This window comes from Rhodoluna sp. (assembly GCF_044239955.1).
Lineage (GTDB): Bacteria > Actinomycetota > Actinomycetes > Actinomycetales > Microbacteriaceae > Rhodoluna.
This window is the reverse complement of sequence record NZ_JBIIAL010000006.1, coordinates 45,892-59,108: the sequence shown is the minus strand read 5'-3', so window position 1 is coordinate 59,108 and position 13,217 is coordinate 45,892. Positions and strand designations below refer to the sequence as shown.

Below are 13,217 nucleotides of genomic sequence, written 5' to 3'. Positions count from 1 at the left end.
GCAACCGTGATTGTGGTTCCTTCGACTACCTGAGACTCGTATGGCAATGCACAACCGCTCAGAGTCACAGCAACCGCGCTCAGTAGGCCTACTAGACCCAATCTGCGCTTCTTCATGTTTCTCCTCTTTTTCATTTATTGATTCGACTGGCTGATGAATTACTCATTAACTACAGCTGAATACTGGTTCCTTGAGTTTATAGCCATTCCGCCGCGCAAAATAAGCCCAATTTTGAATGGTATCTAAATCGTGATAATTGAAAGCCGAAGGTCAATCTAGGCTAAATGAGTGAAGCAAATCCTGATCTACGACGGTGACTGCCAGTTTTGCCGTCTTAGCCTGGACTTTGGGATCGGAAAACTCACAAGATTCCCTCTATTTGTGGCCTATCAAAAGATTGATCCGGCTGAATACGGCCTGTCTATGGCAGATGTTTCTTCGCAAGTATGGCTAGTGGGCTCCTCTTCAGAAGGCCTCAAGCCCCTCGGCGGCCACCTGGCAGTTGCCCAAATCTTGCTGGACCAGCCCCAGTTTTATTGGAGATGGTTGGGGTTTCTAATGAAAACTCCCCCGTTTAGCTTCGTTGCTGACGTTGTGTATAAGTGGGTTGCCAGAAATCGTCACAGGCTTCCTGGAGGCAGTAAAGCTTGCAAGCTCGAGGACACCTTCGATGGAACCAAGGACTAGAGATTATGTCCCAGCAAGCCAAAAGGATCCGGCTCGAGATTCTTGTCGTTTTCGCTCTAAGCCTTGGAGCTAGCGCTTTCTATTCGATTTTTTCCCTCTTGGGGAAACTGACTGCCCCTGAGGGACTTTCCAACCAAACTGCAACAATTCACCGCCAACTGGCAGAGCGCGAGTGGCTCGATCTTGCCTATCAACTACTTGGCTTTACCTTTGGGCTAGCTCCAGTGGCTCTCGTTTTATTTCTTCTCTGGGAGAAGGGTAAATCACCCTTTACCGCCCTCGGCTTTGACCTCAGGGATCCGGGCAGGGACTTGGCGCGCGGTGGAGCTCTGGCACTTCTTATAGGGCTTCCAGGTCTAGTCCTTTATATAGCATCTCGCTTCACAGGTATTTCGGCTGAAGTTATTCCTGCGGACCTTGGCAGTTACTGGTGGACGATCCCCGTTTTGTTGCTGGCCGCGGTTAACGCAGCCCTAGTAGAAGAGTTGATCGTTGTTGGGTACCTATTCAAAAGGTTGACCCAGTTGAAGGTTTCGGTAAAGTCTCAAATTCTGATCAGTGCCCTAATCCGAGCTACCTATCATCTGTACCAAGGTTTCGGAGGTTTCATCGGAAACTTCGTTATGGGGCTGGTGTTTGGCTGGCTTTACCAACGATGGGGTCGAGTAACGCCACTGGTGGTTGCTCACTTCTTATTGGATGCGGCAATCTTTGTTGGCTACTCGGCTCTGCATGGTCTGCTTCCCCTTCCCTAGCTGATAGATTCTTCCTTACAACCGAAGTTTGGTTGTAGCTTTTGTTTCCTCTTGGGGGAAGTCGGTGAAAATCCGACGCTGACCCGCAACCGTAAGTTGATTATCAACAAGTCGGAATGCCCAAGTGGAAATAATTGGCTCCAAATATACCGTCGAGGTCTACGGGTGGAGTCGGGTAGCAACTTACTCGATGAACCCTTGAACGTTTCGCTCGAAATGTCTTCAAGGGTTTTAGTGTTTTTGCCCCGCCTTCGCATCTAGCTTCCAAATGCGAAAGGTTCCAAATGAACAAGAAAGTAACCCCTCGAGTGCGAAGAACAATCGCGCTCTCGTCAGCTGTAGCAACAGTTGTAGTTCTAGTTGTCCTACTGGTTTTGAGTCTGAGTGGGACGCAGTCTAAACACTTGGCAACAGCCGAGTTTCTAAAATCACAGTTTGTGCTCGGTGAGTACCTTGAAGGTTTCTCCCCGGGAGTTCCTGAGTACGGATTCTCGCTGGAAGCTGTTTCTCAGCTGAGTCAGACCAGCGAAGTCGATTCCTCTGTTGCAATCGCGTTCCTATTGGAATCAGAACCCGACTTCCTATACTCAGCCGAAACCGGTGAGATCATTCCAGGGCTTGCAGGAAAGTACCTGTTTGCATCCAAAGTGACCGGCGCTGCAAACGGAGCACAAACCCAGATGATTGTTGGGTCTCTGAGTGAGCTCTTTGACGGGGAAGGCACATTTACCGCCACCTCAGCAAGCACCTTTGATTACGCCTGGATGACTCTAGGTCTTTACGCGCAGGGTCAACAGGGAATGGCAAAGAATGTTGCAGGGGTTCTTGTAACTCTTGCCAGAGAAGACGGTGGCTTTGGTTTTGATAACTCAGAGTTCACTACTGCTTCAAGTACCGATGCCACCGCAATGGCCATCATGGCTCTTGAGCTAACCAAAGATCTAGATCCCGAACTAACAGCCAACAAGCAAAGATCTATCGATGCAGCCTTGGCCTACTTGGATGCGGGCTTAGTTGATGGAAGTCACTTTGTGGCATTTGAGGCTGTGGACATAAACGGAACCGCTCTTGCTCTCATGGCGTATCTTGCAACACGAGGAGAGCTCAACGAAAGCGTGCACGAATACTTGGTTGCGCAGATTCAACAAGACGGTGGCATTGGATCTCCGTGGGTGGAAAACGCCGGTGACCGCTTCGCAACCGCTCAGGGTTATCTTGCTCTTGAGGGCAAGAGTTACCTAACGCTTCTGGGTAAGTAGTCATGCAGTCCAGGGCAAGGCTTATTGTTCTCAGCGCACTAATTCTGTTAGTGATCGCCGGGAGCGCCTTGTCCTGGGCTCTAGAGAACAATGTGATCGAGACAACTTCAAATAAACAGGTTGAAGTTAGTTTCAGCGAAGGTGCTTGCCAACAAACTGGTATCTCAATAGTTGTTGATTTTGGAGATTCAGCTGATCGTGATCCAATTCTTCGTTGTGCAACTGACTTTGTTGGCACCGGTTGGGAAGTTTTTCAAGCGACGGCAATTGAAGTTGCCGGTACAAGCCAGTACCCGGTTGGATTCGCCTGTCGCATTGAAAACTTTCCGCCCAGTTCTGAGCAGAACTGTATGGACACACCCAAATATTCCGAAGGAAGTTGGGGCTACTTTGTTTTCACAGAAGAATCAGGTTGGCAAGTTAGCCAGGTTGGATCGGCGGCCAGGGATGCGCAGTGTGGATCTGCGGAGGGTTGGCTCTTTATTGGTCCAGGGCAGCAAGATGCCGGATTGTTACCAAAACCGATTCCGGAAACTGTAGCTTGCGATGGCTAAGCGCTTTACTGCCAGCACAGCTAGCCCTTTGACCTGGTGGCTACTTGCAGTGACCATGGCAATTGTCGCGGGTGTAAGTCAGAGTGCGCTGACCCAAATTCTTATTTGTGCAGCCGCTTTGATTGCGATTCTGATGTTTCGAGAGCAAGCGCCCTGGTCAAGATCCGTTAAGTTCTATCTTTATCTTGCAGGGTTCGTCGTTACCGCCAGGGTGCTATTTCGAATTGTCTTCAACATTCAAAACCCTGAGGACGCAACTGCCCTAGATTTACCAGGCTTCACAGTAAATCTCGGATTTGGTCCACCAGTTGAACTCTTTGGAGCAGTAGGTATCCAGGCTCTAACGGGCGGGGCAACCGATGGTTTGCGCCTAGCTGCCATCATTCTCTCCATTGGGATGGCCAGCTCCCTGGCTAATCCGCGAACTCTTCTAAAGTCCACACCCAGCGCTCTCTATGAAATCGCCAGCGCAATTTCTGTTGCGATCAACCTCGCACCGCAAATGATCTCCAGCTTGCAAAGAGTCCGAAAAGCAAGGTCGCTAAGAGGCAGAAGCAAAGGGCTGGGATCGATGGCCGGAACAGTAATCCCGGTTCTGGAGGATGCTATCGATTCGTCTCTGTCTCTTGCGGCAAGTATGGACTCCAGAGGATTTGGGCGCAGGGGTAGCTTGTCCAAGTCCCTTGTCCTGGGAGCCAGATTGAGCTCTCTGATTGCGGTAGGGGTTTTATCCGTTGGAAGCTTTGCGTTACTAGTTGGGCAAACTCAAGCGCTGGGTTGGATGTTAATTGCCATTGGAATCATTTCAAGCTTCGCGTCTATTCGGATTAACTCTAAGTCTCAGATTAGGACCAGATTTGAGCCTGTGAAGCTTCAGTTCTTTGATGCGCTGATTCTGACTTTGTCTGCACTTTTACTGATCGCGGCAATCCTAGGTTGGTTTGCATGATTGCCCTACGCGATGTGAGCTTTGGATATGCGGGAACAGAAAGACCCGCTCTTTCGAGAGTGAACTTGGAATTCCTACCGGGTGAGTTCTCGCTGGTTTGCGGCGCAACTGGAAGCGGCAAATCAACATTGCTTAGAATCTTGAATGGTCTAGCGCCGCATTTCACTGGCGGTTCACTCTCTGGCTCACTGGTTATTGACGGTGCAGATGTGACAGGGTCGAAACCTCACGAGCTGGCTTCACAGGTGGGTTTTGTCAATCAGCAACCTGAGTCTTCATTTGTTTCCGACACTGTCAAACAAGAGTTGGTCTATGGCATGGAGCAGCTCGGGTTTAGGCGCGAAAAAATGGCAGATTCACTCAAGCATGTGGCGAAGCTTCTTGAAATTGAGGATTTACTTGATAGACCACTTAGCTGGCTTTCGGGAGGGCAACAGCAAAGGGTTGCTATTGCCTCTGCACTAGCAGCCGGGCAAAAAATTCTTTTGCTCGATGAGCCAACTTCAGCCCTTGACCCTGAAGCGGCAGCTGAGATTGTTGGTGTGCTGAAGTCATTAGCTCACGAGCATGGGATCACAGTGATTCTTGTTGAGCACAGAATCGAACGGGTAATTGAACTTGTGGATTCAGTTGTCATCGTTGCAAACGACGGTCTTGTTACCAAGGGCGGTTACGAGCAGTTCAATAACTACCACTTGGTTCCTCCTGTCATTGGGCTTTCAACTGAGCTCTCGTGGAATCCCGTTACGGTCAGTGTCTCTGCCGCGAGAGCCAATTGGGCTAACACTCCGAAGTCGTGGAAGCCGCTTGTGAATGAGCATCTGAGTACAACCGTTGCCATGGAGGTAACGGATCTATCGGTTAGCTACGACGAACTAGACGCGGTGTCACAAGTTTCATTTCAAGTTCACGCCGGAGAAGTGCTCGCGCTAATGGGAAAAAATGGCTCAGGAAAGTCTTCAGTTCTCTGGGCTATCCAAGGTGGCGGAAAACGGACAGCGGGTATTGTCAAAACACAGTTTGGCGATCCAAAGTCACTCTCCGCTGCCGAAAGACTTTGCGTATTGACTCTTGTTCCTCAGAAGGCAGCTGATTTACTTTTCCTAAACTCACTAGCTGATGAGCTTTCCGAATCTGACAAGTTTGCGCAATTAACAGACTCGGGTACTTCCAAGATTTTTGAATCTCTTACTGGAAGGCTCGACCCAAAGATTCATCCGCGAGATCTTTCGGCTGGCCAGCAACTGGCTTTGGTACTAGCTCTTCAGTTGGTGAAGGGGGCGGGGATTTTGCTACTCGATGAACCAACTCGCGGGTTAGATTACGCCGCCAAAAGATCACTTGCCAAGCAGATTAGAGCCTTGCGTAAAGAAGGCAAGTCTGTGCTGGTGGCTTCCCACGATGTTGAATTTATAGCCCTAGTTGCGGACAGGGTTTTGGAACTAAAAAGCGGAAAACTGGTTTCTGACCAATTGACAACGGTTGCTTTGGGAATTGGATCGTCACACCCCACCCAAATGAGTCAAATAACTGAACAGCCCGGATTGTTGACTTTGAGTCAAGTAGAGGTGGACCAAAAGTGAAAACCTTTTCAGGAAAGTGGATTTCTAATCTGAGCATTGTGCTTGCTGGTATTGGATCCGTACTTATGTTCTCTTGGCCATTTTTCATTTCGGGCGAATCAGCTGTTGAGGCAGATGTCGCGCAAGTGGTGTTTATTGCTTTGATGCCGGTAATGCTGGTCTTGATTTTGGTTGAAGTGGCAACCGGAGAGATTGGGTCAAAGCAGATTGCTTTACTGGGGGTCTTGATAGCCCTCAATGCTGTTATTCGTCTACTTGGCGCTGGAACATCAGGAATCGAGACTGCTTTTTTCCTCATAATCATTGCTGGCTACGTTTTTGGTTCGGGTTTTGGATTCCTGCTTGGAACTGGTTCGCTACTGGTTTCAGCTCTAATCACCGGTGGGGTTGGGCCCTGGCTACCTTTTCAAATGATGGCAGCCGGACTAATTGGAATCGGAGCGGGCTTGCTTCCAAAATTCGCCTCCCGATTTGCGAAAATCTCTTCGCTAATTGTTTACGCAATTCCTGCGAGTTTTGCCTATGGCTTCTTGATGACTTTGTGGAACTGGCCTTTTCTTGCAGGCAGTGAATCATCTATTTCTTACCTTGCGGGAGCCGGCGCAACTGAGAATCTAATTCGCTTCATTCAGTTTCAGATTTTTACCGGCGGTTTGATTTGGGACCTGGGAAGAGCAGTTACAACGGTTGCACTCATTGCAATCACCGGACCGCTACTTATAGGAAGTTTGCAGCGAGCGGCGAGTAAAGCGGGCTTCGTTAGGCCTTCCAAGCGGGAAGACGCCACCCGAGCAAAAGCGCAAGAACTCTCAGGGTAATTATGAAGAGGGCCCCGATCGCAACGGCGATGAAAGGGTCTACAGCCAAGTAGTTCAAACCAACAACAACCCAGCCTCCGGTAAACGCGATTACCGAATATGGAATGTGATCGCTGAAAGCCTTTGGTATCTCGTTTACAACAATGTCCCTTAGAACTCCTCCAAAAATTGCACTAAGCACACCCATGATCACTGCGATGATTGCCGGTACTTGGCCATCCAAGGCCAGCTGGGTCCCACCAGCTGCAAAGGCTCCAAGGCCAACTGCGTCTGGCCACTGCATAGCTTGCTGTGTGGGCTCGAGGTGTCTGGTTCGCATGAATACAAGGGCAACTAGACAAATTCCAATAAGCACCCAAACCCAGGCAGAGTTCTCGATCCAGAAAAATGGCCTACGGTCCAGCAAGATATCGCGCAAGGTTCCGCCGCCGAATGCGGTCAAAGCTGAAACAGTGATCATTCCAACAAGGTCTAGCCTTTTTCGAGCAGCTTCAATAAGTCCAGAAAGCGCAAACGCGAAGATACCAATTACTTCAAAAAGAAGAGTTCCATTTACAACTAACCAGCCGGTGAAATCTAGCAAAGCTCAGAACCGGTCCTTACCACGCAAAGTCTTGTCTGTGCTTTGGCCTAGTGGGGACAGCTGAAACATCGTGACTAACAAAGGCCAAAAGTAATTGAAAGCCCAGAATCAATGGAACCACAGCGATCATCACAGTTCCGGTGCTGGCAGCAATGCCGTTGGTCAGCGAGCTATTCAATGCTCCGAGTCCGGAGAAGACTCCAAACCACCAAAGCAGCATTCCTAGTGGCAACTCAATTGACGCCGCAGATATGTCTCTTAGGTAGTAGTTATAGAAGAGTCTCTTGTGGAAATTCTTAAAGTGTTTCCACGGAAATTCCCACAAAGTTTTCGCGATACTTAGGTTGCTCTTTTCATTTCCATACCTGGCAACCATCGGAACATCCCAAACCACAGCGCGGTAAATACTTAGCCTGAAGAGAATGTCGGACTCAAAAAAGAACCTTCTGCTCAGCATTGCTAGCGGCAAAGCTTTTAGGGCATCTCGATGAATTGCGGTGTATCCATTAGTTGGATCAGTGATATTCCAGTAGCCCGTTGAGATCTTGGTTAGCAAGGTAAGGCCAGCGTTTCCAAATAATCTGATACCAGGCATCTTTGATAGTCCGGTAAGGCTGTCAAAGCGATCACCCTTGGTGTAATCGGCAAGTCCGGTAACAATAGGTGCAATTAGGTCTTTAATCAGAGTCGGATCCATCTGGCCATCGCCATCAAGCTTCACAACAATCTGGGCGTCCGATTCCAGCGCAGCTCGATAACCGGAAACCGTGGCACCTCCAACACCCTGATTTTCAGTGTGGAAGATCACTTTTACCCTAGGGTCTTTAACTTCGCGCTCAACAAGTTGTCCAGAACCATCTGGGCAGGCATCGTCAACAATATAAATGTAAGAAACTTCTGGGCCGATTTCCCCAATAGTTTGAACAATGTGAGCGGTTACCTTGTAGCAAGGAATTACAACCGCAACAATCGGCTTAGTCATCAATACCCAATCTTTTTTCAAGAATCCCCGCTGTGGATCCTTTTGTCTCTCATCGAAAGGCAACTAGACCAATTTTAGGCTACTTATCACTAGCTAGATAGGGCAGACAAACAACAAAACCCAAGGTTTCCCTTGGGTTTTGTTGACATGGTGGAGATGGGGGGAATTGAACCCCCGTCCGATACTTGGATTCTGACTCTTCTACGGGTGTAGCTTCAATATTGTTTTACTCGGCCCCGGTCATAACTTGAAGCGATCTAACCGACGAGCCCAGCCTGAGTGCAAGTCCCGAGCAACCCTAAGGCGTAACTGCTCAGCAAGATTTCTAAATGACGCCAGGACCTAAAACGAAATCAAATTTAGGCTGACGGACTTTGTGGCTAGCTTATGCAGCTAGGGCAAAGTCGGTGCTCTTAGATTTGGCACCTATAGTTTGCAAAGGACATTAACGAGTTGACTTTGCATTCTCGACCCGCTTCATTCAGTTTCTGCAAATACCGTCGAAACCGGTCATCCCCATGTTTAGTTATCAACTGACTTTACGTCAGGACAACAGTCTAACCGTCAAGTCAGACAAAAGATACGGCTACCAATCTTTGCCCTTGGTGGACATAGCTCTGGCTGCTTCACGCTTATCTTGTTGCTCCTTTAGAGCCTGACGCTTGTCGTAGTCTTTCTTGCCCTTTGCAAGTGCAATCTCAACTTTGGCCCGACCATCTTTGAAATACAGCGAGATCGGAACCAAAGTAAAGCCAGACTCCTTGATCTTGCCAACTAGCTTGTCAATCTCAACCCGATTCATCAAAAGTTTGCGACGTCTTCTAGTGGAGTGGTTATTCCAAGTTCCCTGAGTGTATTCAGGGATGTGAACATTTTCTAGCCAAGCCTCACCGGATTCGATGGTGGCATATCCATCCACCAGGGATGCGCGACCAGCCCGCAACGACTTCACTTCAGTTCCAGTTAGGACAATGCCAGCTTCAAAGACATCTTCGAGGTGATAGTCGTGACGGGCTTTACGATTGGTGGCCACCACTTGCTGGCCACGCTCTCTCGGCACGATCGACTCCTAGATTTTGAGGTAGCGACGGATCGCAAGACCCGAAGCTGCTGCCGCAAGCACTATACCCACAGCAATTAATAGAGGAACTACAAGCATGCCATCGCTAAGCCCAACAAAGCTAGTGAATGGAAGACTTTGCGCTAGAAAACCTTGCACGAAGAACTGAATCAATGCCAAAACCGTTGCACCCGCCAAAACGCTACCGATAAGAGCGGCGACCACTCCCTCGAGGATAAAAGGAAGCTGAATGGAGAAGTTACTAGCACCCACCAATCTCATGATTCCCAACTCTCTTCTTCTGGAGAAGGCGGAGAGTCTTATTGTGGTGGAAATCAGAAGAGCACTAGAAACAAGCATCAGAGCCGCAATTGAAACTGCGGCAAGAGATGCGATGTTTAGGATCAAGAAGATCTGGTCCAGATAACTTCTTTGGTCCCGCACCTCCTCGACTCCTGCAAGTCCCGCAAAACTTTCAGTAAGAATGGGTGACTGATTGGGGTCGTAAAGGTTTACCCAAAATGTCTCATTGAGCTGCTCCGGCTTCACGTATTGCGCAACAGCATTTCCGGCGAATTGCTCCTGAAAGTTTGCGAATGCTTGTTCGTGATCTTCGAAGTAATACTTTTCAATGAAGGGCGTAAGTGTCGGTGAATCTAGACGCTCTTGCACCTGCAACTTAACGTCCTCGGCAGCCTCTCCCCTTGGGCAGGTAGCTTCGGGAGATATATCTGTACATAGATAAATTGCCACCTGTGCTCGGTCGTACCAATAGTTTTTCATTTGACCGATTTGCAACTGAAGCAGCGAGGCTGTTCCAACAAAAGTTAGAGAAATGAAAGTCACCAGAATGATGCTCACAACCATTGCAAGGTTTCTTCTAAGGCCCTGAGCAACCTCGGAAAGCATGAAGCCAAATCTCATGCTTAGTCCCTCACTCCGTAGCCGCCAGAAACTTGATCGCGAACTATTTGCCCGTGACTTAGCTCAACAACGCGCTTTTTCATTTGGTCCACGATGCCGCGTTCGTGAGTAGCCATCACAACAGTTGTTCCGCTGAGGTTAATTGAATTCAACAGCGACATGATTCCTTCGCTGGTGGTCGGGTCTAAGTTTCCAGTAGGCTCATCGGCCAGCAAGATAGCTGGCTTATTTACAATGGCTCTGGCTAAAGCAACTCGCTGTTGCTCTCCTCCGGAAAGTTCACTTGGCAACCGGTCGGCTTTTTCTCCTAGACCAACTAGTCGAAGCACATCGGGTACAGCCTCTTGAATAAAACCTTCAGACTTACCAATCACTTGCAAGCTGAATGCAACGTTTTGGCTAACTGTCTTGTTCGGAAGCAATCTAAAGTCTTGGAATACAACTCCAAGACGTCTCCTAAAAAAAGGAACTTTCCTGGCTGGAAGACCGACAAGGTTTTCTCCTAGAACATGAACAGAACCGGAGTTAGGGACATCTTCGCGGAGCATAAGTCGCATTAGGGATGATTTTCCCGAACCGGATGCACCAACAAGAAAGACAAAGTCTCCCTTTTCGATTTCCAGGTTTACCTGGTCAAGCGCTGGCCTGGGAGTCCCCTTGTATTTCTTGGTGACATTTTGAATGCTGATCATGTTGATTCAAGCCTAAGCCTGAGTCTGCATTCTCCATCGGATTCCCGCGGCTATAAATCCATCGAGTCCACCATCAAATACGGACTGAGGGTTGTTTTCTTCGTACTCAGTTCGAAGGTCTTTGACCATTTGGTATGGAGCCAACACGTAACTTCTCATCTGCTCGCCCCATGAGGCCTTGACATCGCCAGCAAGGTGTTTCTTGGTTGCCTCTTCTTCCCGACGACGAACCTCGAGCAACCTGGACTGAAGCACTCTCATCGCAGCTTGTTTGTTTTGAATCTGACTCTTTTCGTTCTGGCAACTTACAACTGTTCCGGTTGGGATGTGAGTGATGCGGACAGCTGAGTCGGTTGTGTTCACCGATTGGCCGCCTGGACCGCTAGAGCGAAAAACATCGACTCTAATGTCAGCATCCGGGATCTCAATTGCCTCAGTTTGCTCAACTAGCGGGACGATTTCTACCGCAGCGAATGAGGTTTGCCTTTTACCCGCTGCGTTGAATGGGCTCATTCGAACAAGGCGGTGAGTTCCAGCCTCAACAGAGAGTGTTCCGAAAGCGTATGGCGCATCAATTTCAAATGTTGCTGATTTGATACCAGCTCCCTCGGCATGCGAAATGTCTAACACGTGCACCGGATAGTTCTTCTGCTCGCAATACCTTACATACATTCGCATGAGCATCTCTGCAAAATCAGTTGCGTCATCGCCACCGGCTCCGCTTCTAATTGTGATCACGGCGGCGCGAGAGTCGTACTCTCCACTAAGTAAGGTTTGAATCTCTAACTGGTAAACTAGCTTTTCTAAATCCGAAAGCTCTTTTTTGGCCTCAGTCTTGGTTTCGGTATCAGAGGCATCATTGGCCATATCGATCAAGACCTCTAGATCGTTGATTCGAGATTCAACTGATTTCAGCAGATCTAGCTTGTCTTGCGAACGCGAAAGGGCTGAAGTCACCTTGGAAGCATTGTCTGGATCATCCCAAAGATCTTGGGCCGAGGCTCTTTCTCTAAGCGCATCAACCTCTAGTTGCAGGGCGCCTGGGTTTATGACTTCTTTTATGGTGCCAAAAAGTGACCTAAGTGATTTGATTTCTGCGGCTAAGTCAAGTTCGGACATGATTCCACAATTCTAGGTGAGGGGCATAATTGTTAGGTGCCCGCATCCTCATACAAGTTATCCAGCCTGGGTTTGCCGGTGTTTACTCCTTCTCTGCTTTTTGGTATCGCTGAGGGTGGTTTACTTCCTATCATTCCCGCAAGCGCGCGAGCTATGGGGGCATCGCTACCCACTGCAGGAATAATCCTGGGTCTTGTGATGATTGGAACCCTTTTTGCAGACCTCCCAGCTGCGCGCCTTATTAACATTCTGGGTGAACGCAAGGCAATGATGAGCGCAGCAGCGGTAGGAAGCGTTGGAACTTTTATAGCGGCTTTTGCCACCTCGCTTTGGGTTTTAGGTTTGGGTGTTTTTATCCTTGGCGCGAGTGTTGCTGTATTCGGTCTTGCCAGGCACAGCTACCTAACCGAGATTGTCCCCTACTCACATCGGGCAAGAGCGCTATCAATTCTTGGCGGCGTCTTCAGAGCAGGGCACTTCATTGGCCCCCTAATTGGCGCAGCGCTAATTGTTTTGATCGATCTGCAAGCTGTCTACTGGAACGCTGTTGTGTTTTGTGCGCTAGCTGCATTGATTCTGTTATTTATAAAGCCCGATCGAATGCCAGATACCCCAGCAACAGTTCCGGGTGGAACCTGGAAGGTGGCTAAGCGGGAATCTAAAAAGCTAGCAACCCTCGGAGTTACCTCCGCCATTATCGGAGGCCTAAGAACCGCAAGGCTTATTGGCTTACCACTTTGGGCATTGAGCATTGGTTTGCCGCCTGCAACCATTGCTTTGTATATGGGAATCGCAGGTGCCCTTGATCTTGCGCTCGCATATACTTCTGGTCAGATTATGGATCGCTTTGGTAGGAGATGGTCTGCTCTTCCAACATTGCTAGGGCTATCTTTGACCTTTTCTCTTCTTACCTTGGCAACCGACGAAACTACTTTCCTTGCAGTTGCTCTATTGATGTCAATGGCTAACGGTGTTGGCAGTGGAATTATCTTGGTCATTGGCGCAGACCTAGCCCCAAAGGGTGAGCGAAATGAATTCCTAGCCTCATACCGATTATTGGTTGACTCAGGTGTCGCGGCAGCGCCGCTAGTGATCTCGGGGGTAACGGCCCTAGTCGGTCTATCTTTTGCCATGTTCACCGTTTCTGGTTTGGGAATCGTGGGTGCCTTAATGGCGTACCGCTACTTGCCCCGTCGAGCCAAACCTTCGGAGCAGATCATGCCTACATCGGAGAATATGTAAACTCCGACGA

14 protein-coding genes, 1 other RNA gene and 1 riboswitch are annotated in these 13,217 nt (G+C 49.0%); of the genes, 8 read left to right on the top strand and 7 right to left on the bottom strand.

From position 1 onward, the window contains the following. Window positions 1-288: 288 nt before the first annotated feature. The 7 genes from AC9UFE_RS03700 (at window position 289) to AC9UFE_RS03670 (ending at window position 6,605) form a co-directional block, all read left to right on the top strand. Entirely contained in the window at window positions 289-687 is a 399-nt protein-coding gene (locus AC9UFE_RS03700; protein ID WP_509545742.1) for a thiol-disulfide oxidoreductase DCC family protein, read from the top strand. A 5-nt stretch (window positions 688-692) separates the two neighbouring features. Further along, on the top strand, window positions 693-1,442 hold the full coding sequence (locus AC9UFE_RS03695; RefSeq protein ID WP_509545740.1) for a CPBP family intramembrane glutamic endopeptidase: 750 nt from the start codon (window positions 693-695) through the stop codon (window positions 1,440-1,442). 28 nt (window positions 1,443-1,470) lie between these two features. Further along, window positions 1,471-1,620, top strand: a riboswitch (adenosylcobalamin (AdoCbl) riboswitch). A gap of 106 nt (window positions 1,621-1,726) precedes the next feature. Beyond that, window positions 1,727-2,701 carry a prenyltransferase/squalene oxidase repeat-containing protein gene (locus AC9UFE_RS03690; RefSeq protein ID WP_509545738.1) on the top strand — a complete coding sequence of 325 codons (975 nt, stop codon included), beginning with the start codon at window positions 1,727-1,729 and terminating at the stop codon, window positions 2,699-2,701. Between the two features lie 92 nt (window positions 2,702-2,793). Further along, on the top strand, window positions 2,794-3,255 hold the full coding sequence (locus tag AC9UFE_RS03685) for a hypothetical protein (protein ID WP_509545736.1): 462 nt from the start codon (window positions 2,794-2,796) through the stop codon (window positions 3,253-3,255). Then, window positions 3,248-4,204, top strand: a complete 957-nt coding sequence (locus AC9UFE_RS03680) for an energy-coupling factor transporter transmembrane component T (RefSeq protein WP_509545734.1) — start codon at window positions 3,248-3,250, stop codon at window positions 4,202-4,204. Before AC9UFE_RS03685 ends, AC9UFE_RS03680 begins: the two co-directional genes overlap by 8 nt. Beyond that, the gene (locus AC9UFE_RS03675; protein ID WP_509545732.1) at window positions 4,201-5,787 is read left to right on the top strand and encodes an ABC transporter ATP-binding protein; all 1,587 of its coding nucleotides are present in this window, start codon (window positions 4,201-4,203) and stop codon (window positions 5,785-5,787) included. The genes AC9UFE_RS03680 and AC9UFE_RS03675 overlap by 4 nt, the downstream gene beginning before the upstream one ends. Then, a complete protein-coding gene (locus AC9UFE_RS03670) occupies window positions 5,784-6,605 on the top strand; it encodes an ECF transporter S component (protein WP_509545730.1) in 822 nt (273 codons plus the stop codon). The genes AC9UFE_RS03675 and AC9UFE_RS03670 overlap by 4 nt, the downstream gene beginning before the upstream one ends. Here the strand turns inward: AC9UFE_RS03670 and AC9UFE_RS03665 are convergent. The 7 genes from AC9UFE_RS03665 to prfB form a co-directional block, all read right to left on the bottom strand. After that, entirely contained in the window at window positions 6,547-7,188 is a 642-nt protein-coding gene (locus AC9UFE_RS03665; protein ID WP_509545728.1) for a trimeric intracellular cation channel family protein, read from the bottom strand. The genes AC9UFE_RS03670 and AC9UFE_RS03665 overlap by 59 nt on opposite strands. 16 nt (window positions 7,189-7,204) lie before the next feature. Next, complete coding sequence (locus AC9UFE_RS03660; protein WP_509545726.1) at window positions 7,205-8,170, bottom strand: glycosyltransferase family 2 protein; 966 nt, start codon at window positions 8,168-8,170, stop codon at window positions 7,205-7,207. 148 nt (window positions 8,171-8,318) lie between these two features. Further along, window positions 8,319-8,688, bottom strand: a transfer-messenger RNA (tmRNA) gene (gene ssrA / locus AC9UFE_RS03655). A gap of 68 nt (window positions 8,689-8,756) precedes the next feature. Further along, complete coding sequence (gene smpB / locus AC9UFE_RS03650; RefSeq protein ID WP_509524625.1) at window positions 8,757-9,230, bottom strand: SsrA-binding protein SmpB; 474 nt, start codon at window positions 9,228-9,230, stop codon at window positions 8,757-8,759. A gap of 9 nt (window positions 9,231-9,239) precedes the next feature. Continuing rightward, window positions 9,240-10,154, bottom strand: coding sequence for a permease-like cell division protein FtsX (ftsX, locus tag AC9UFE_RS03645; RefSeq protein ID WP_509545724.1), 915 nt, complete (start codon window positions 10,152-10,154; stop codon window positions 9,240-9,242). A gap of 2 nt (window positions 10,155-10,156) precedes the next feature. Continuing rightward, the gene (gene ftsE / locus AC9UFE_RS03640) at window positions 10,157-10,846 is read right to left on the bottom strand and encodes a cell division ATP-binding protein FtsE (protein WP_509545722.1); all 690 of its coding nucleotides are present in this window, start codon (window positions 10,844-10,846) and stop codon (window positions 10,157-10,159) included. A gap of 12 nt (window positions 10,847-10,858) precedes the next feature. After that, window positions 10,859-11,965: a peptide chain release factor 2 gene (gene prfB / locus AC9UFE_RS03635; protein WP_509545720.1), complete on the bottom strand. Its 1,107-nt coding sequence runs from the start codon at window positions 11,963-11,965 to the stop codon at window positions 10,859-10,861. Between the two features lie 36 nt (window positions 11,966-12,001). Here prfB and AC9UFE_RS03630 point away from each other — a divergent pair, with 36 nt between their 5' ends. Beyond that, window positions 12,002-13,207, top strand: a complete 1,206-nt coding sequence (locus AC9UFE_RS03630; RefSeq protein ID WP_509545718.1) for an MFS transporter — start codon at window positions 12,002-12,004, stop codon at window positions 13,205-13,207. Window positions 13,208-13,217 lie beyond the last annotated feature (10 nt).

Bases quoted from the DNA above. Each gene is read 5' to 3' on its own strand.
- AC9UFE_RS03695 (WP_509545740.1), top strand. From the start codon at position 693: ATGTCCCAGCAAGCCAAAAGGATCCGGCTCGAGATTCTTGTCGTTTTC.
- AC9UFE_RS03690 (WP_509545738.1), top strand. From the start codon at position 1,727: ATGAACAAGAAAGTAACCCCTCGAGTGCGAAGAACAATCGCGCTCTCG.
- AC9UFE_RS03680 (WP_509545734.1), top strand. From the start codon at position 3,248: ATGGCTAAGCGCTTTACTGCCAGCACAGCTAGCCCTTTGACCTGGTGG.
- AC9UFE_RS03675 (WP_509545732.1), top strand. From the start codon at position 4,201: ATGATTGCCCTACGCGATGTGAGCTTTGGATATGCGGGAACAGAAAGA.
- AC9UFE_RS03660 (WP_509545726.1), bottom strand. From the start codon at position 8,170: ATGACTAAGCCGATTGTTGCGGTTGTAATTCCTTGCTACAAGGTAACC.
- ftsX (WP_509545724.1), bottom strand. From the start codon at position 10,154: ATGAGATTTGGCTTCATGCTTTCCGAGGTTGCTCAGGGCCTTAGAAGA.
- ftsE (WP_509545722.1), bottom strand. From the start codon at position 10,846: ATGATCAGCATTCAAAATGTCACCAAGAAATACAAGGGGACTCCCAGG.
- prfB (WP_509545720.1), bottom strand. From the start codon at position 11,965: ATGTCCGAACTTGACTTAGCCGCAGAAATCAAATCACTTAGGTCACTT.